General features: G+C 61.1%; 18 protein-coding genes, 2 tRNA genes and 1 other RNA gene. 11 read left to right on the forward strand and 10 right to left on the reverse strand.

The window, feature by feature from the left end:
• The first annotated feature begins 115 nt into the window (after positions 1–115).
• Together J3A64_RS04655 and J3A64_RS04660 are read left to right on the forward strand one after the other, a co-directional pair.
• Positions 116–1,027, forward strand: coding sequence for a Nif3-like dinuclear metal center hexameric protein (locus J3A64_RS04655; protein ID WP_210063713.1), 912 nt, complete (start codon positions 116–118; stop codon positions 1,025–1,027).
• 89 nt (positions 1,028–1,116) lie between these two features.
• Entirely contained in the window at positions 1,117–1,854 is a 738-nt protein-coding gene (locus J3A64_RS04660) for a zinc ribbon domain-containing protein (protein WP_011775085.1), read from the forward strand.
• A 24-nt stretch (positions 1,855–1,878) separates the two neighbouring features.
• Here J3A64_RS04660 and J3A64_RS04665 read toward each other — a convergent pair whose 3' ends face one another.
• On the reverse strand, positions 1,879–2,643 hold the full coding sequence (locus tag J3A64_RS04665) for a YaaA family protein (protein WP_210063714.1): 765 nt from the start codon (positions 2,641–2,643) through the stop codon (positions 1,879–1,881).
• A gap of 57 nt (positions 2,644–2,700) precedes the next feature.
• Here J3A64_RS04665 and rnpB point away from each other — a divergent pair.
• The 4 genes from rnpB (at position 2,701) to J3A64_RS04685 (ending at position 6,049) form a co-directional block, all read left to right on the forward strand.
• Positions 2,701–3,092: RNase P RNA component class A (rnpB, locus tag J3A64_RS04670), an RNA gene on the forward strand.
• Positions 3,093–3,355: 263 nt separating this feature from the next.
• Positions 3,356–4,843, forward strand: coding sequence for a glyceraldehyde-3-phosphate dehydrogenase (locus tag J3A64_RS04675; RefSeq protein ID WP_210063715.1), 1,488 nt, complete (start codon positions 3,356–3,358; stop codon positions 4,841–4,843).
• A gap of 73 nt (positions 4,844–4,916) precedes the next feature.
• Complete coding sequence (locus J3A64_RS04680) at positions 4,917–5,126, forward strand: hypothetical protein (protein ID WP_014922057.1); 210 nt, start codon at positions 4,917–4,919, stop codon at positions 5,124–5,126.
• A 122-nt stretch (positions 5,127–5,248) separates the two neighbouring features.
• Positions 5,249–6,049 (forward strand): HNH endonuclease family protein, encoded by an 801-nt coding sequence (locus tag J3A64_RS04685; RefSeq protein WP_210063716.1) that lies wholly within the window; start codon positions 5,249–5,251, stop codon positions 6,047–6,049.
• Here the strand turns inward: J3A64_RS04685 and J3A64_RS04690 are convergent.
• The 4 genes from J3A64_RS04690 to orn form a co-directional block, all read right to left on the reverse strand.
• Positions 6,034–6,846, reverse strand: coding sequence for an acyltransferase domain-containing protein (locus tag J3A64_RS04690; RefSeq protein ID WP_210063717.1), 813 nt, complete (start codon positions 6,844–6,846; stop codon positions 6,034–6,036). The genes J3A64_RS04685 and J3A64_RS04690 overlap by 16 nt on opposite strands.
• Before the next feature lie 3 nt (positions 6,847–6,849).
• Positions 6,850–7,422 (reverse strand): peptide deformylase, encoded by a 573-nt coding sequence (def, locus tag J3A64_RS04695; protein WP_014922054.1) that lies wholly within the window; start codon positions 7,420–7,422, stop codon positions 6,850–6,852.
• A 126-nt stretch (positions 7,423–7,548) separates the two neighbouring features.
• Positions 7,549–7,624, reverse strand: a tRNA-His gene (locus J3A64_RS04700).
• A gap of 132 nt (positions 7,625–7,756) precedes the next feature.
• Positions 7,757–8,392, reverse strand: a complete 636-nt coding sequence (gene orn, locus J3A64_RS04705) for an oligoribonuclease (RefSeq protein ID WP_011775078.1) — start codon at positions 8,390–8,392, stop codon at positions 7,757–7,759.
• A gap of 146 nt (positions 8,393–8,538) precedes the next feature.
• Between orn and mptB the strand changes: the two genes are divergently transcribed.
• Entirely contained in the window at positions 8,539–10,095 is a 1,557-nt protein-coding gene (gene mptB / locus J3A64_RS04710; protein WP_193352619.1) for a polyprenol phosphomannose-dependent alpha 1,6 mannosyltransferase MptB, read from the forward strand.
• A gap of 101 nt (positions 10,096–10,196) precedes the next feature.
• On the opposite strand, the gene J3A64_RS04715 is transcribed toward mptB, so the two are convergent.
• Positions 10,197–10,883, reverse strand: a complete 687-nt coding sequence (locus J3A64_RS04715) for a DNA alkylation repair protein (RefSeq protein ID WP_014922051.1) — start codon at positions 10,881–10,883, stop codon at positions 10,197–10,199.
• A gap of 164 nt (positions 10,884–11,047) precedes the next feature.
• Between J3A64_RS04715 and map the strand changes: the two genes are divergently transcribed.
• On the forward strand, positions 11,048–11,815 hold the full coding sequence (gene map / locus J3A64_RS04720; protein ID WP_011775075.1) for a type I methionyl aminopeptidase: 768 nt from the start codon (positions 11,048–11,050) through the stop codon (positions 11,813–11,815).
• A gap of 15 nt (positions 11,816–11,830) precedes the next feature.
• Here map and J3A64_RS04725 read toward each other — a convergent pair whose 3' ends face one another.
• Both J3A64_RS04725 and J3A64_RS04730 read right to left on the reverse strand, forming a co-directional pair.
• Entirely contained in the window at positions 11,831–12,454 is a 624-nt protein-coding gene (locus J3A64_RS04725) for a GNAT family N-acetyltransferase (RefSeq protein WP_011775074.1), read from the reverse strand.
• Positions 12,455–12,517: 63 nt separating this feature from the next.
• Positions 12,518–13,069 (reverse strand): single-stranded DNA-binding protein, encoded by a 552-nt coding sequence (locus tag J3A64_RS04730; RefSeq protein ID WP_011775073.1) that lies wholly within the window; start codon positions 13,067–13,069, stop codon positions 12,518–12,520.
• A 221-nt stretch (positions 13,070–13,290) separates the two neighbouring features.
• On the opposite strand from J3A64_RS04730, the gene J3A64_RS04735 reads away from it, so the two are divergent.
• Positions 13,291–13,363, forward strand: a tRNA-Arg gene (locus tag J3A64_RS04735).
• Positions 13,364–13,404: 41 nt separating this feature from the next.
• On the opposite strand, the gene J3A64_RS04740 is transcribed toward J3A64_RS04735, so the two are convergent.
• Positions 13,405–13,842 carry an SRPBCC domain-containing protein gene (locus J3A64_RS04740; RefSeq protein WP_014922049.1) on the reverse strand — a complete coding sequence of 146 codons (438 nt, stop codon included), beginning with the start codon at positions 13,840–13,842 and terminating at the stop codon, positions 13,405–13,407.
• 133 nt (positions 13,843–13,975) lie between these two features.
• On the opposite strand from J3A64_RS04740, the gene J3A64_RS23595 reads away from it, so the two are divergent.
• Positions 13,976–14,527 (forward strand): hypothetical protein, encoded by a 552-nt coding sequence (locus J3A64_RS23595; protein WP_286139701.1) that lies wholly within the window; start codon positions 13,976–13,978, stop codon positions 14,525–14,527.
• A gap of 55 nt (positions 14,528–14,582) precedes the next feature.
• The gene (ettA, locus tag J3A64_RS04750) at positions 14,583–16,265 is read left to right on the forward strand and encodes an energy-dependent translational throttle protein EttA (protein ID WP_011775070.1); all 1,683 of its coding nucleotides are present in this window, start codon (positions 14,583–14,585) and stop codon (positions 16,263–16,265) included.
• A 105-nt stretch (positions 16,266–16,370) separates the two neighbouring features.
• Here the strand turns inward: ettA and J3A64_RS04755 are convergent, their stop codons facing one another.
• A complete protein-coding gene (locus J3A64_RS04755) occupies positions 16,371–17,276 on the reverse strand; it encodes an acyl-CoA thioesterase II (RefSeq protein WP_011775069.1) in 906 nt (301 codons plus the stop codon).
• Positions 17,277–17,281 lie beyond the last annotated feature (5 nt).

Raw genomic sequence — 17,281 nt, forward strand, 5'->3', positions numbered from 1 at the left:
ATTCCCGCTTCACCTTACGGGAGAATTACGGCACCGGGGAGGTGCCGTGGGAGCGGCGACTGCCTGATCAGCCTCAGTAGGGAAGAAATCGGCCTCAGTAGGGAAGAATAAGAGCATGGAAGCAGTAAACACCGACATTTCGGATGCGGATTCCGTCGAAGAAGACGAAACAGTTGACGCCAGCGGTGATCCTACGCTCGGTCAGGTGTTGCTGGCTGTCGAGGAACTCTGGCCGGAGTCCTTGGCTGAAGACTGGGACGAGGTGGGCCTGGTTGTCGGACGGCCAAACGTCCCTGTCACCAAAGTCCTCTTTGCCGTTGACCCCACGCTGGCCGTGATCGATGAGGCCGTGGAGTGGGGGGCCGAACTGCTCATCACCCACCACCCCTTGCTTCTCAAAGGGGTCAACTCCGTGGCGGCCACATCCGCGAAGGGCCTTGCGGTACACCGATTGATAGAGGCCGGGACTGGTCTGCTGACCGTGCACACGAATGGTGATTCAGCCGTTGGCGGGGTTTCCGATGTCCTGGCTGACGCCTTTGGGTTGGAGAACGTTACGCCCTTGACGGCTGCAAGCAACGGATTGCCGGAGGAAGGTATTGGCAGGGTAGGCGACCTGCCTGATCTCGAGACGCTCGGTGATTTCGCTGCCCGCGTCTTTGAAATGCTGCCCGCCGTCGCAGGCGGAGTCCGGGTGGCTGGAGACAAAGACGGCCTGATCCGGCGCGTTGCCGTCTGCGGTGGTGCGGGGGACAGCTTGTTCGATGCCGTTCGGGCCAGCCACGCGGATGTGTACGTCACAGCAGACATGCGGCACCACCCGGCATCCGAGGCGCGCGAAGGTGCCACCAACGGCCGACCCTACCTGATCGACGTTTCGCACTTTGCCAGTGAATGGCTGTGGCTCCCTGCTGCCGCTGAAGCGCTGGGCAACGTGCTCGCGGACCAAGGCTACGACGTCGAGATCCGCGTCAGCAGCACCAACAGCGATCCCTGGGACTTCATACTCACTCCCGGCGGGGACTAGAGTCTAGAAAGATACGGACAGCCCTGACAGATAGTGGCGGTCCGGCCGGACCTGATCCCCAGGCCCGGTGGCGATTAGCGGAGGTAAGCGTGGCGAAAGCAGCACCGGCAGAACAATTGAAATTGCTTGAACTGCAGGGACTGGATGCCAAGCTCAGGTCGCTTGCCGGCCGCCGGAAGGTCCTGGAAACCGATCCACGCATCACTGACCTCACGGATGCGTTGAATGTAGCCAACGGCGAACTCGGCGCTGCCAAAATTGCCGTCCATGACGCCGAGACCGAACTTCGCAGGGCAGAAGCCGATGTGGAGCAGGTAGCAACCCGCATTGAACGGGACGAGACCCGGCTTAACAGCGGCACCGGCCTGTCCAAGGACCTGGTGGCGCTGCAGAGTGACATTGCCTCACTCAACAAGCGCCGCTCGGACCTTGAAGACGTTGAGCTCGAAATCCTGGAACGCTTGGATACATTGCGCGAGCGTCAGGCCGCTCAGCAGTCGATCGTGGACGATATCCAAGGCTCGTTCGGCAGCATCCGGGCGGAGCTGGACGAAGCCATTGCCGAGATTGCAGCCGAGGAAACGGTGGTTCGTGGACAGCGCGCCGCCTTCGCGGAATCGCTGGACGCGGGAGTACTTGCCATCTACGAGAAGACCATTGCCAAGCGCGGTGTCGGCGCAGCCCGTCTGTTCCACGGCAAGTCCGAAGGCTCCGGCATGATGCTCAGCCCCGGCGACCTTGCCGAAGTCAAAGCTGCAGCAGAGGACGAGATCGTGTTTTGCCCGGACTCAGGTGTCATCCTGGTCCGTTCGGCGGAGTGGAACTGACGCAGCCCAACGCCGGTTGGACACTCAGGTGGTGAGGATGATGTTGAGCGCGTGCGGCTTGCGGGCCGTGCCCTCAACAAGTTCCGCAGTCCAAATCTCCCGGGCAGCCTTCAGGAGCTGATCCGGGGTTGCCGGCGCTTTGCCGCGCCGGGTCAGCAGGTGGCGGCCCAGTTCGCCGCGGGTGTGTTTGGCGAAGTGACTGACAACCGTGCGCTTGCCGTTCGCTTCGTTGATCACGTTGACGTTAACCGTCTGCGTCGCCGGGGGAGCCCAGGCAGCGGCATAGGTGCTGGAACGGCAATCCACCAAGAGTTCGCCCTCGGCGCGTGAGGCGAGGGCTGCGTTAAGCTGCGGCTTCCAGTAGGAGGCGAGGCGCCCGACGTCGGGCAATGCCGTTCCCATCGACAGCCGATAGGCGGGCACGTGGTCGCCGAAGCCTATGGCGCCCCACAGGGCGGAAACCACCAGGATGGATTCGCTCGCCTTGCGGCGTTGCGTTGGCGTCATGCTGTTGTAGCCCAAGGCGTCGTAGAGGACCCCTGAATAGACCTGATGCGCGGGAGCGGCTGGTTCGGCATGCAGCCGGGTATTACGTTCGACGTCGTCCCGCAACGAGGCACCGACCCCCAGCAGCGTCAGTGCATCCTCGTGCGCGCTCACCATACCCAGTGCTTCGAGTACTTTTGCCCGGTAAGGGTTCAGTTCGGGGAAGCTGAGCGATTCCCAGTTTATGGCGGGACCGTTGGCAGCGGGGGTCTTGCCTTCGGAAGGCGGCAGCAGAATCAGCACCAGTCGATATTACCGGGGACTTTGCCTGGCCCCAACGCCGGTAGACTGGACGGCGGATGGGTCGACCAGGCGGTCGCGCGTCACGGAAGTGGCTCGAGGAACGTCCGGGCTCCGAAGAGCAGGGTGGTGGGTAACGCCCACTCGGGGTAACCCGCAGGCCAGTGCCACAGAGAACAGACCGCCTGCGCGTCGTGATGTTTGCATCGCGGGGCAGCAGGTAAGGGTGAAACGGTGGTGTAAGAGACCACCAGCTCCCCGGGTGACCGGGGAGGCTAGGTAAACCCCACCCGGAGCAAGGCCAGACAGGACACGTTTGAGGGCTGCTCGCCCGAGTGTCCGGGTAGGCTGCTGGAGGGCGTCGGCAACGGCGTTCGTAGATGGATGGCCGCTACTCCCTTGCTGGTAACGGCAGGGGATGACAGAACCCGGCGTATCGGTCGACCCATCCATTTATGACTCCCGGATTTGTGCCGTGTGAGTGATTTCACGCCCTGGGGCGGCCTGCAGCCCTTCCTTCCGCCCTAGAATGGTTACTGAACGTAGATGTTCTGCCGCCGGGACTGCGTTCGCAGCCGGCGGATTTTCTTTGCTCTCGTTCAAGGCGCTGTGGGTGGACCGAAGCCCGCTGGCGCATGTGCCGCAGGATCACTCCGGGCGGCCGCTGCCATCTGCATACGAGGACGTATGTGGTTGACCCAAGGAAGGTAGTTCTGTGAGCCAGACGTCAGATTCTTGTCTTGATAAGTGGATGGGCCGGGAGGCTCTCGCCGAGGCCATGATTCCGGTGATCGGCCGGTTGTACCGGGAAAACAACGTGGTCACCAGCATCCACGGCCGGAGCCTGATCAATAAGTCCACCATGAACATCCTGAAGGCCCACCGCTTTGCGCGCCGGATGAGCAACCACGAGCTTCTGCTCGAAGAGACCGCACCGCTGCTGAACGCCCTGTCCGAGCTGGAACTCGGCGCAGCAGCCATTGACATTGCACGTTTGACCGAGAAGTTCCGGGCCGAAGGCAACGGCGCCTCGCTGGATGAGTACCTGCGTGCCGAGCTCGCCGAGATCGTGGGAAAGCGTGGCGCCGACGACCGCACCAGCACCGACGTCGTTCTCTACGGCTTCGGCCGCATCGGCCGCCTCCTGGCCCGCATCCTCATTGAAAAGGCCGGTGGCGGACACGGTCTGCGGCTCCGCGCCATCGTTGTTCGCAAGGGCGCTGAGAACGATCTGGTGAAGCGCGCCAGCCTGCTGCGCCGCGACTCCGTGCACGGTTCCTTCGAGGGCACCATCCGCGTGGACGAGGAAGCCAACACCATCACCGCCAACGGCGTGCAGGTCCAGGTCATTTACTCGGACAACCCTGCCACTGTGGACTACACCGCATATGGCATCAAGGATGCCTTGGTGGTGGACAACACCGGCCGCTGGCGCGACGCCGATGGCCTCGCCCAGCACCTGCAGAGCAAGGGCGTTGCCCGCGTCCTGTTGACGGCACCAGGCAAGGGCGACCTCAAGAACATCGTCCACGGCATCAACCACAAGGACATCTCCGATGACGACAAGATCGTCACCGCGGCATCCTGCACCACCAACGCCATCACGCCGGTGCTGAAAGCTATCAACGACAAGTTCGGCATCATTCACGGCCACGTGGAAACGGTTCACTCGTTCACCAACGACCAGAACCTGATCGATAACTTCCACAAGGGTGACCGCCGCGGCCGTTCGGCAGCACTGAACATGGTCATTACGGAGACCGGTGCCGCCAAGGCTGTAGCCAAGGCGCTGCCCGAGTTGCAGGGCAAGCTCACGGGCAACGCCATCCGCGTACCCACCCCGGATGTCTCCATGGCCATCCTGAACCTCAACCTTGAGAACGGCACTACTCGCGACGAAGTCAACGACTTCCTCCGCGAAATGTCCTTGCACTCGGACCTTCGCAAGCAAATCGACTACATCGACTCTCCCGATGTGGTGTCCACTGACTTCGTTGGCTCGCGTCGCGCCGGCATTGTTGATGGCCTCGCAACGATTTCCAACGACAAGAACCTGGTTCTTTACGTCTGGTACGACAACGAGTTCGGCTACTCCTGCCAGGTTGTGCGTGTCATGGAAGAAATGGCAGGTGTGAACCCGCCGTCCTTCCCCGCCCGTGACGTGATTGCTCCCATCGCGGTGCTTGAAGGGGCAGGAGCCTAGGCGCTCCGAACTATTGGCGGGTTTCCCGGCTGAGTCACTGGTATCAACCGGGAAACCTGATCAAAATGGGTTCATGGAAAACGAATCAACGTTGGAACATGAGACCACGCTGGAGCACGCCCTGGACGTAGCGAAGGCCAACCACAAACAAGCCCAGAAACTTCTGGATCAAGCTATCGCAGCTAACGCGGCCGGTGACGTCACGGATCAGCGCGTTGAACAGTTGCGTGGCCTCCTTGCGGTGGCAACGGAGGACCTTCAGCGTGTAATGCGTGAGCAATAGGCCGCTGAGAAAGCCCCATGCCCGCAGTGTGACTTCTCCTACACACTGTGGATATCGGCTCTGACTGTCGGGGCCCTGTCCTACGCTCATAGGACATTGCCTGCCCCACTGGATGGAGTCTCTTGAGTACCACATGGTCTGCCTACAAGCGCGCCCGGAGAAGGTCACGTCAAGCGTGGGCCATTCTTGGACTGGCGGCCGCCACCATCGTGGCAGGGCTGTCCTGGTTTTTCACCACCGGACAATTCAGTACCGCTGAACCGTGGGCAGTCGGCCCAAGCGAAGCCCCTGTCTACAACCCCGGTTGGATGAAACCCCTTCGCGGTGCGGCGCCCGTTACCCCGGAGAGGGCAAGCGACGCCCTGGAGCGGCTCCCGGTCAAAGGGCGGGGGGCAAAAACGGACTACGACAGGGCCGCTTTCGGTCAAGCCTGGGCGGACGCTGACCGTAACGGATGCGATACACGAAACGACATCCTGCGGAGGGACCTCTCGGGCGTCGAATTCACGGAGGGTTCATCGTGCAAGGTCGCCGGTGGTAGCTTTCACGAACCCTACACAGGGGCACAAGTGACCTTCCAAAGAGGCCAGGACACCAGTGCCGCCGTTCAAATCGATCACGTGGTGGCCCTCGCCGACGCGTGGCAGAAAGGGGCCCAGCAGCTCACTGTTCAGCAGCGGCAAATGTTCGCAAACGATCCGCTGAACCTGATCGCCGCGGACGGTCCCGCCAACGTCAAGAAGGGTGCAGGAGACGCCGCCACGTGGCTGCCGGCCAACAAGAATTTCCGCTGCCATTACGTCGCCCGGCAAGTCTCGGTGAAAGCGGCATATCAGCTGTGGATTACGCAGGCCGAAAAGGATGCCATGAAGCGGGTCCTGTCCTCTTGCCCGGACCAGCAAACCATCTACAGTGCCAGGTGACCGTGCCCCAGTTGCCAGGTGCCGCCGTCGTCGATCCGTTCCAGGACCACGCGCTGGAGTGAGGTTTCCCGCGGAAGCCTATCCAGGTTGTCCAGTCCCCGTTGCCTGAAGGTGAAATAGACGGCATCCGTAGGGGCATCAGTGCAACGGTCCAGCGTGAAGCGGCGGGCAAACGAGGCAATGTTGCTGTCCGGCAGGCGCTCAATCAGATACGGGTCCAGCATCCAGGAATCGCACGTCGCCTTACGGGCAGGTTTGTCGGGGAAATACCGGGGGAAGAAAGAGCTCGCCTCGGCAAAGCTGGCATCCACCAACGTGGGGGAGAGGCCTCCATCTTCGGGGATATGGACGCCAAGAACCCAGTCTGAACCCTGGCCGTCGGTTGGAACCAAATGGAACTGCAGCCGGCCAAGCCGGAACAAATTGCCGGCCATGTGCAGCGTGAGCCAGCTCCACGTGTCCAGCCCAAAATGGCCGTGGACTCGTCGGTTGATACGGAGCTGTAAACCCAGGTCTGCCAAGGACGCGGCCGACACAGCCGGACTAATTCCGAGATCCAGGTGGTATGCGTGAACTGACGGTGCGAAGCGGAGCAGGGCTTCGATCCAGACCGTCTCCGCGGCACCGTCTGCCCGGATGCTGTCCACCGGAAAGGTCCCAAGCCTCTCCTGCATCGCCTCCATTGCCTGAAGAACAGGCTCATCCGGAGGCGTCTCCAAAAGGTGCGCGCATTCAGCGGCATCTTCGCCGGTGATGTCCAGGAGCTCGAAAAGCTCCGCGTGAGGGCTGGTGGCCATGGCTTAGTGCCCGAACGGATCGGGATCGACGCCAGGCATCCAGGTCAGTCCAGGAACACCCCAGCCGTTCTTCTTGGCCTGCTTCAACGCCTTCTTGGAGTACCGGTCCACAAGGCGGTTGACGTACAGTTTGCCGTCCAGATGATCGAACTCGTGTTGCAGGATTCTGGCGAACCAGCCTGTCGCTTCGAAATCCAAGGCGTTGCCGTTGCCGTCAAAACCCTGAACCCGTGTCCATTCAGCCCGTTGCAAAGGGTAATACTCGCCGGGGAAGGACAAGCAGCCTTCAACATGCTCGTCGGGATCCGGAAGAGCGCCCGAGACCTTGGAAAGGGTCAGCACGGGGTTGACCACCACGCCCTGCTCCGGGACGTCGTCGTCGTTGGCGTACTTGTAGACAAAGAGGCGCTTTCCCACGCCGATCTGAGGGGCGGCGAGCCCAACCCCGTTGGCAGCGTCATTGGTCTCGAACATGTCTGCGATCAAGGCGCGGAGCTCGTCGTCGAAAACCTCCACTTCGCTTGCCCGGCGATGCAAAACAGGTTCGCCCCAAATAGTGACTGGCAGGACGGTCATGTCAGTTTTTCCTTCGTCTAGCGCTGTAGTCCGGAGCGGCCTTGGTCCGCTTTGAGGTTAAAAGCAAAGGCCGCACCGGATAACCGGTGCGGCCTTTGTGGAAACCGGCTCTGGAGCCAATCTCGGTGGGGTGAGCTACGGGGGTTGAACCCGCGACCTCCTGGACCACAACCAGGCGCTCTGCCAACTGAGCTAAGCCCACCATGTGCCTTTTTGGTCTGAACCGTTTGACCGGCTTTCCTTCAAGGCAACGACAAATAGCTTACCTGCTGTTTTGGGGTGCAAAGTCCACTTTTGCCGGTTTTGGCGAAAAAACCTTGAAAAATGGCGCAGATCACACCTTTTCGCTGGATCCCAAGACCTCCGCAGTGGCGATGATGTCCTTGGAAATGCGCTGCGCCGTGGCGGTGTCGGGTCCCGGCGCCGGAACGAAGACAGCCTGGCGGTAGTACCGGAGTTCGTCGATGGAATCCTTGATGTCGCCCAGGGCGCGGTGACCGCCATGCTTGGCGGGGGACTGGAAGTACGCACGCGGGAACCAGCGGCGTGAGAGCTCTTTGATGGTGCTGACGTCGATCACACGGTAGTGAAGGTGCTCCACGATGTTGGGCATGTCCCTGGCCAGGAACATGCGGTCTGTTCCCACGGAGTTTCCGCCCAGCGGAGCCTTGCGGGGATCCGGGACCCACTTCTCGATGTATTCAAGGACCTGCGCTTCTGCCTCGGCCATGGTCTTGCCGTGGGGAAGCTCGTCCAGAAGTTTGGAGCGGGTGTGCATGTCCCGCACGAAGTCGTTCATTTGTTCCAGCGCGGCGTCGTCCGGCTTGATGACGACGTCCACGCCGTCGCCCAGAATGTTGAGCTCGGAATCCGTCACCAACGCGGCGACCTCTATCAAGGCGTCGTTCGTGAGATCCAAGCCGGTCATTTCGCAGTCGATCCAGACGATGCGTTCATTAGTAATAGGCACGCGCCCAGCCTATCTCTCAGTGGCTTCCAAGTGCTCCGATGGTACGATTTTTGAGCGCGGCAGTGTCGTTTCATCCTGTTGCCGAACGCCCCCATGACGCAGAATTTTGACCCGAACCAGCGGGTGAACGATTGGATGACGACCACATGACGGTGCCAGTACCCGCCGCCCAGTTGGCAGGGACAGCAAAGCCGTCAGCCGGCGCTGTTGCCAGCGAGGTGGATAACGCACGTTCGCCATTGATCGCCGGTTTCGTTGGTTCGATGTTCCTGGTGTTCGGCTCATTGGGCGTTGGTTGGCTTGCTCCGGTCTCCGAACTTCGTCGCCTCCCGCTTTTCATCTGGATGCGCACTGAAGGTGTTGGCGTCGCACTGTCCATAGTTTTGCTCGCCATCGGTGGCATGTTGCTCGTCCGTGCCTGGCTAAGGCTGGGGCAGCGGGTCCGGGTGTGGGGATTGGAAGCCCGAAAAGCCACGCTGCAGGCTGTAGCGGCCTGGGGCCTGCCCATGATGTTTACCGTTCCCCTTTTCAGCAGGGACGTTTACGCGTATATCGGCCAAGGCCGGTTGATGGTGGAAGGCATCAATCCTTACGAAAACGGGATCTCGGCCCTGCCCAACTACTTCCAGCTGGGCGCCGACAAAATGTGGACTGAAGCGCCGGTTCCCTACGGTCAGCTGTTCCTGTGGATCGAGCAGCTTGTAGTGTGGGTGACCAACGTACAGCCCGAAGCCAGCATCATGCTTTTCCGGCTTGTTGCCGCCGCGGGTGTCATCCTCTGCATAATTTATGTGCCGAAGCTGGCGGAACTGCACGGCGTGAATCCTCACAGGGCCTTATGGCTGACGGCGGCCAACCCGCTTTTCCTCACGAACTTCATTGCCAGCGTCCATAACGACGCCCTGATGATTGGGCTGGCGTTGGCGGGCCTGTACTACTGCGCCACCCGCCGTGTCATTCGGGGGCTGGTATTGGTCACGCTCTCCATTTCGGTCAAGCCGATCACGGTGGTATTCCTCCCCTTCATCGGACTTCTGTGGGCCGGCAAGGATGCCTCGTGGCCGCGCAAATTCCTCTACTGGTTCCTGACTGCGGCCCTGAGCTTCGGGCTCCTCTACGCCTTGAGCCTCGTCAACGGATTCGGATTTGGGTGGATCAACGGTCTCTCAGCTCCGGGAAGCGTTTGGATCTGGTACGCGCCTGTCGGTCTCATCGGAATGGTTGTTGCCGTGATCTTCAATGCTTTTGGCTTGGACGGCTGGGCCTTGGCAAAGTTGGTTTACGACGCCGGTAAAGTACTGATGGTTGCAGCGGTGGCTTGGCTGATTTTTCGGGGCGACTACGATCGCCTGATGCGCCGCCTTACCCTGGCCTTTGCGGCGATCGTCCTACTGGCGCCCATGATTCAGTCCTGGTACGTGGTGTGGCTGATACCGCTTTTCGCCGTGACCGGCATCCGCAACGACTGGCAGGTGAAGGCCCTCTACTTCATCGTCTCGTTCTTCATGGTCTACGCCATCTCAGACCAGCTGGACGTGTTCCCTTACCTTCAAAGCGAGGACCTGGGACTTGCCATCATCCTGGCGCGTTGCGCTGCAGCCCTCATTGGGCTCCTGTTCGCCATCTACCTGATCTTTGTGGATCCGAAGACCAAGAGCTTGTTCCGTGTGCGGGACGAAGCCGGTCTTCGCCCCATTATCTGAGGCTCGCCTATCTGAGGTTCGCCGGAGGCGGAGGTTCGCCGGAGGCGGAGGCTCGCCGGAGGCGGAGGCTCGCCGGAGGCGGAGGCCGGCTGCATTCCAGCTCAGCCTGACGGCAGCAGCCGCAATGCCTCGCGGGTGGACAACGGACTCATGGTGGTCGCGTTGTTGGCAGCGAATGTCCTGACCCATTCAGGATCTATTTTGCTGTATTCACGGAGCGCCCATCCGATGGCCTTACGGATGAAGAACTCGTTGTCCCTGAGGTTCCAGGAGATGATCGTTGCCAACAGGGCGGGATCAGTTTTCGACTTCGCCCCCAGTTGAGCAGTGATGGCCGCCCGCCGGATCCACATGTCGTCGTCCCGGGACCATTGCAGCAGTATCGGGGTCATGGTGACTCTGTGGGAAAGCAGGAGCGCGCAAATCCGATGTGAGACCCCGTCCACGAGGTCCCACCATGCACCCGTGCGGATGATTTCCTCGTATATGGGCAGCATCTGCAGGTCTTCCTTGACCATGCGCAGGCCCGTCAGGTCGATGGCTGCGTACCGCTCTTCACGGGCCTCCGCATTGCGCCACAGCTGGAGGACGGCCTCCTGCAGCTCAGCCGGCGTCTTCACCGGAAACTGCTTCGCGGCTTCCTTTACTATTCTGCGTACCTCCGGGACCCGGACACCCCAAGAAGGCATATCGGATTTCAAATAAGCCTGGGCTCCGAGCCCGCGTTCGGCATCACCGGCCGAGCGGAGCGTTGATCGGATCGACTGCACGAGGTCGTTGATGGTCATGTCACAACTCTAGGACGGAGGAGGGGCGGAATCCTTTGGACGAGTACTGCATTGTGGCCCTCGCTCCTGCTGTACGGCCGCCGTAGAGTGGGCGTATTCAAACAGAGGTCCCTGCACGGTCAATTAATCCCTGCACTCATGTCGGCAACAACGGAGGAATCTCGATGTCAATGCTGAAATCACCGGACCAAATCGCGATGATGCGCGAGGCCGGTCGCGTGGTGGCCAATGCCCTGTCCGCCGTGCGGGAGCAAGCTGAAGTGGGTGTCTCATTGAAAGCGCTCGACGACGTCGCCGCCGCCGTAATCTCCGATGCCGGCGCAAAGCCAGCCTTCCTTGACTACCACCCACGTTGGGCGGCGGTGCCGTTCCCCGGTGTGATCTGTACCAGCGTTAACGACGCCGTGGTCCACGGGATCCCGAACGGATACGTACTCGAGGACGGCGATCTGCTCAGTGTTGACTGCGGCGCCTTCCTGGAAGGCTGGTGCGGCGATGCGGCGGTCAGCTTCGTCGTAGGGACGGGAAAGCCGGAGGATCACGAGCTGGTGGAAGCGACAGAGGCCGCACTGGCGCGCGGTATCGACGCAGCCCGGGTAGGCAGCAAAATGGGCGACCTTGCCTATGCGATCGGTGGAGAAGCGAAACGTGCCGGATACGGGCTGTTGGCTGATCATGGCGGGCATGGCATAGGCCGGACAATGCATGCCGAACCTCCCGTCCCCAACCTCGGACGGCCCGGCCGGGGCATGAAGCTCGAAGAAGGCCTGGTTATTGCCATTGAGCCCATGTTGATCCTGGGCGGCAAGGACGATTACTACCACGATGAGGACGAATGGACTCTTCGTTCGGCAAACGGGAGACGCGCCGCCCATAGCGAACACACTGTTGCCATCACGGCTGAGGGGCCGATGATCCTGACACTGCCGTAGCCGGGGTTTCCCCGCTTATCGGGCCGCTCCGCCTTTGTTAGGCACGACCTTTTCCAGCCGCACTACGGGTCGGCCCGGAACTGACTCGGACACTGGGCTGAAGCCCGCAGCCGTGAAAAGGGAAAGTGAGCCGTGAAACAGGTCCGAAGCCGCCGCTTTGGTCCTTTGAGCCGTGTCCACCGGATAAGCCTCAATGATGTCTGCACCGTTGTTGAACGCATGTTCCACCGCCGCAGCGAGCAGCACGGAGGACACGCCCGTGCGCCTGTGGTTCGGTGCGACGACGAAGCAACTGACCGCCCACAGATCGAGCCGGTCCGTTATGACCGGATCTGCCGCTGCCCTGAGTACCTGGGATCGCTTCAGACGCGGATAATTCGCTCGCGATTCCACTGCGCACCAGCCGACCGGACGGTCATCCCGGAACGCCATGACGCCCGGCGCCGGACCGGACTGGAACGCTGATTTCAACAATTCCCGCCGATCACCCGGCGACGTGCTGGCCCACTCTTTTCCAGTCAGGGCGAACCACCGGCACCAGCACCGGGAGGGTTCGCCCTTGGTTCCGAACAATTCTTCAACAGCCGCCCACGTGGCAGGAGTTGTCTCGATTCTCGAAGCAGCAGGGTTGTGTGCCATGGTCCCAGAATAGGTCTGAGCCGCGGGGCTGGTCCCGCAGACTCGTGATACCTGGTGTGACGGTCAAACGCCGGCACCCACCAGTTCCCCTGTTGTGCTGTTGACCAGCAGAGGACCGCTGCCATCAGGATTGTCGACGTCGGTTTCAATGGCCTCGTCTTCCGGAGGAACGTGCTCGTGGTCATCGGAGTCCCACTCGTTGCTGCGGTCGGGGGTACCGGGTGTCTCCACTGACGGTGCATCGGCGGGGGCTGCGGTGCCGCTCATTCGGGTGAAGTTTGCAGAACCCCACATGAGGTCATGCCCCACTGATTCGGCGTCGATTTCGGCAACGTGATAGACGCGGCCTTCATGTTCCCATTGCCGCAACCGAAGCTTCCCCACGACGAGGACCCGCTGACCCTTTTTTACGCTGCATCCAACGTGTCCGGCAAGATATCGGAAGGACTGAACCGTGTACCAGTTAGTGTTTCCGTCCACCCAGGTGTTGGTGGCGCGGTCGTAGCGCCGCTCCGTTGTTCCCAGCCGGAACGATGCGGTGGACGTGCCGCGCGTAGTAGTGGAACTCTTGACCTCCGAGGCTACGAAGCCCCGGACGGTGATCATGTCATTCATTGTGGTCCTTCTGGATATAGGGAAGCGCCTGTCCGGCTCTTTCAGCTTTATCCAGAGAAGTCCGGGAGAGGAGTGTCATTTACGCCTATGTGAATAACCCCCGGCTCTGCGACGGCTGTGGAGGAGAAGAGCCGGGTCCCGTGAAGGTGGCAAGCAGCTTGCCGATCGCACTGTAAACTCTTTGTGGCGCCAGCGACCCATGGTGGTGACGGCGCCAGTGCGCCCCAGTAGCTCAGGGGATAGAGCAGCGGCCTTCTAATCCGCCGGTCGGGGGTTCGATTCCCTCCTGGGGCACAGAACATCCCCCTTGGAGCAATGTCCAAGGGGGATGTCCCTTATGGCCCTGAATCCAGAAATTCTTTGAGATTTTGGAGAACCAACCGCCAAGTAGCGGTGGATTGCTCCACTTCTTTCTCGCTCGAATTGTTGCCTTGCCTGATGGTCACCGTTGTTCCGTCGGCTTCCTCAGCCAGCCTGTACTCCACGGTGTGGTGGTTTTCGGGAACGTCAGGAAGCCCTGAAGCCGGACTGTAATGCGTGGTCTTCAGCAACTCCGGGGGATCGAAAGCAAGGATTGAGCCCTTGTCTTGGTACGGCTTGCCGTTGTATTCGCCGGAGTACGTAATCGCATCGCCCACCCGCCAGGTGGTGGTGATCTTGGTTCCCAGGAAGTACTGCCGGATGAGGGCAGGGTCAGTGAGCGCTTCCCAAACCTTTTCACGCGACGAAGAGACGGTGATCTGTGCGACCGCATCCCGGATTTGTCCACTCATAGTGCCGCTCCACCTTTTTGTGCTGCCTGCTGATCTTCCTTTGGGAACACGCTGAACCTCGTCTGGGAAACGCTACGCCGGTCAGCACGCCACGTGAATGGCACTCCACTGTGGATGGCAGAATGGCTACGTGATGAGCAGGCGAACCGCACAGGCAAACAGCAGGGCAGCAGACGCATGGAAAGTCCGCGTCGCCGGACTCTCGCTGATCATCGCGGCCGCGTTGACGATGACGGCCTGCACACCACCGGCCACGTCATCCTCCGGTCAGCCCGCGTCACCGTCCACCAGCCCGGAAGACTCCACCAGCCCGGAAGACTCCACCAGTCCGGAGGCCACAACCAGCCCGGACGCTTCCACCATTCCGCAAGCGACCGCCCCCGCTGATCCCGCTGTCGTGGCGACCACGTCAGCGGTGGAGTCAACGCTGAAAACCTTGGCCGCGGGCAACCCCAAGCCCGACCGTGAAACGTTGCGTGCTGCCCTGGTGTCAGCAGGCATCCCCGAAGCCAATGTGGAGGTTTCAGTAAGCCGTACGCCCACTGGTCTTGAGGTTGACGCCATGGAAGCTGCAGCACTGGCGGGGGAGAGCTGCGTTATGGGGCAGATCCGCGACGGCGGAGTGGTGGTTACGGTGTTGCCCGTACTGGCCACCGGAAAATGCTTCGTGGGAGACTCCCGCTAGTTCACCGCAGCGCCCGAATGTGAGTTAAGTACGCCTACCCATTAGATTTAAGGGCATGGCGGAATTCATTTACACGATGACCAAGGCTCGCAAGGCCGTTGGCGACAAACTTATTCTGGACGATGTCAGCATGTCGTTCTTCCCTGGCGCGAAGATTGGCGTCGTGGGCCCGAACGGTGCTGGTAAGTCCACCATCCTGAAGATCATGGCCGGACTGGACACCCCGTCAAACGGCGAAGCCCGCCTGAGCCCCGGCTACACCGTGGGCATCCTCCTGCAGGAACCGCCGCTGAACGAGGAGAAGACGGTCCTTGGCAACGTCCAGGAGGGCGTTGGCGAGATTTACGGCAAGATCCAGCGTTTCAATGAGATCTCCGAAGAAATGGCCAACCCGGATGCGGACTACGAGACGCTCCTGGACGAGATGGGCAAGCTGCAGGAAGCCATTGACGCTGCGGACGCCTGGGATATCGATTCCCAGCTGGAGCAGGCCATGGACGCGCTGCGCTGCCCGCCGGCTGATTCCGATGTCACGGTCCTCTCCGGCGGTGAGCGCCGCCGCGTAGCGCTGTGCAAGCTTCTCCTGCAGAAGCCTGACCTCCTGCTTCTTGACGAGCCCACCAACCACTTGGACGCCGAGAGCGTACTTTGGCTGGAGCAGCACCTGGCTCAGTACCCCGGCGCTGTACTTGCCGTGACTCACGATCGTTACTTCCTGGACCACGTAGCTGAGTGGATTGCAGAAGTCGATCGCGGCCACCTCTACCCGTACGAAGGCAACTACTCCACCTACCTGGAGAAGAAGAAAGCCCGCCTCGAGGTCCAGGGCAAGAAAGACGCAAAGCTTTCCAAGCGCCTTACCGAGGAACTTGAGTGGGTGCGCTCCAACGCCAAGGGCCGCCAGACCAAGTCAAAGGCCCGCCTGGCACGCTATGAAGAAATGGCTGCAGAGGCCGAGCGTACCCGCAAGCTGGACTTCGAAGAGATCCAGATTCCGCCGGGACCGCGCCTGGGTTCCTTGGTCATTGAAGCCAAGAACCTGAAGAAGGGTTTCGACGATCGGGTACTGATCGAAGACCTCTCCTTCTCGCTGCCCCGCAACGGCATCGTCGGCGTCATTGGGCCCAACGGTGTGGGTAAGTCCACACTGTTCAAGACGATCGTCGGCATGGAGCCTTTGGACGATGGTGAGCTCAAGATCGGCGAGTCCGTGAAGATCTCCTACGTGGACCAGTCCCGTGGGGGCATCGATCCCAACAAGTCCCTTTGGGAAGTTGTCTCCGAGGGCCACGACTTCATCCAGGTCGGTCAGGTTGAAATGCCTTCGCGGGCCTATGTTTCGGCGTTTGGTTTCAAGGGCCCGGACCAGCAGAAGAAGGCGGGTGTTCTCTCCGGTGGTGAGCGTAACCGCCTTAACCTGGCACTGACGCTCAAGCAGGGTGGCAACCTCCTCCTCCTTGACGAACCTACCAACGACCTCGACGTCGAAACCCTGAGCAGCCTTGAGAACGCCCTTCTCGAGTTCCCGGGCTGCGCTGTAGTGGTTTCGCACGACCGTTGGTTCCTGGACCGGGTTGCGACCCACATCCTGGCTTACGAAGGTGACGACGAGAACCCGTCCAAATGGTACTGGTTCGAGGGCAACTTCGACTCCTATGAGGAGAACAAGGTTGAGCGTCTCGGTCCCGATGCCGCAAAGCCGCACCGCGTGACCCACCGTCGTCTGACCCGCGACTAGAGTCTGATCGCCTCAGCCACGAACGTAGCAAGGCCGGTCCCGTCAGGGACCGGCCTTACTACTTAACGCGTCTTACCGCGTCGCCGGCATGCGGCTCGTCAGCACCTACGGAATCCGGACCATGCCTTCCTGGGCAACGGTAGCCACATGCTGTCCGTCACGGTTGAAGATACGGCCTGTGGCGAGTCCCCTGGCTCCTTGGGCGCTGGGGGACTCCTGAACGTAGAGCATCCACTCGTCAACACGCACGGGCCGGTGCCACCACATGGCGTGATCGAGGCTGGCGACGCTCATCCCCGGTGTCATCCAGGCAAGGCCATGCTTTCGGAGAATGGGCTCCAGCAGCGTGTAGTCACTCGCGTAGGCCAGGGCTGCCCGGTGGAGGTTGGGGTCATCAGGCAGGGGACCCATGGTCTTCATCCACACAGCGTTGGTAGCTACGTGATCTGTTGGTGGGGACACATAGAGCGCGGGGTCGATGTGGCGCACGTCGAAGGGCCGCTCCGAGGACATATGCCGTGCCATTGGGTGGTCGTAGTGGGACAGCAGCTCGGCGGTGCTGGGCAAGGATTCGGGGTCCGGGATGCCTTCGGGCATCTGCGCCTGATGGTCCAGGCCGCTGTCTTCCACCTGGAACGAAGCGATCATCGAGAGAATCGGCACACCGTCCTGGTAGGCATGTACGCGGCGGGCCGAGAAGGATCGGCCGTCACGCAGCCTCTCCACCCCGAAGGTGATCGGTTTGTTGGCGTCACCGGGACGCAGGAAGTAGCCGTGCATGGAGTGCGCCACCCGGTCCGGCTCAACGGTCCGCATTCCGGCCATCATGGATTGCGCCAACACTTGGCCCCCAAAAACGCGATGCCGTGGCTGCTTTTGGGACGGCCCCAGAAAAATGTCCTCGTTGGTTCGGGCGCCGTCGAAGTCACCAAGATCCAGCAGGCCAATCAGCACTTCCATGGGGTCTTCTGCGGGTGCATCCACGTCGAAGCCAGCGTTCGTCTCAGTCATGGTTC

Origin of the sequence: Pseudarthrobacter sp. PvP004 (assembly GCF_017876035.1) — a bacterium.
Classification (GTDB): domain Bacteria; phylum Actinomycetota; class Actinomycetes; order Actinomycetales; family Micrococcaceae; genus Arthrobacter; species Arthrobacter aurescens_A.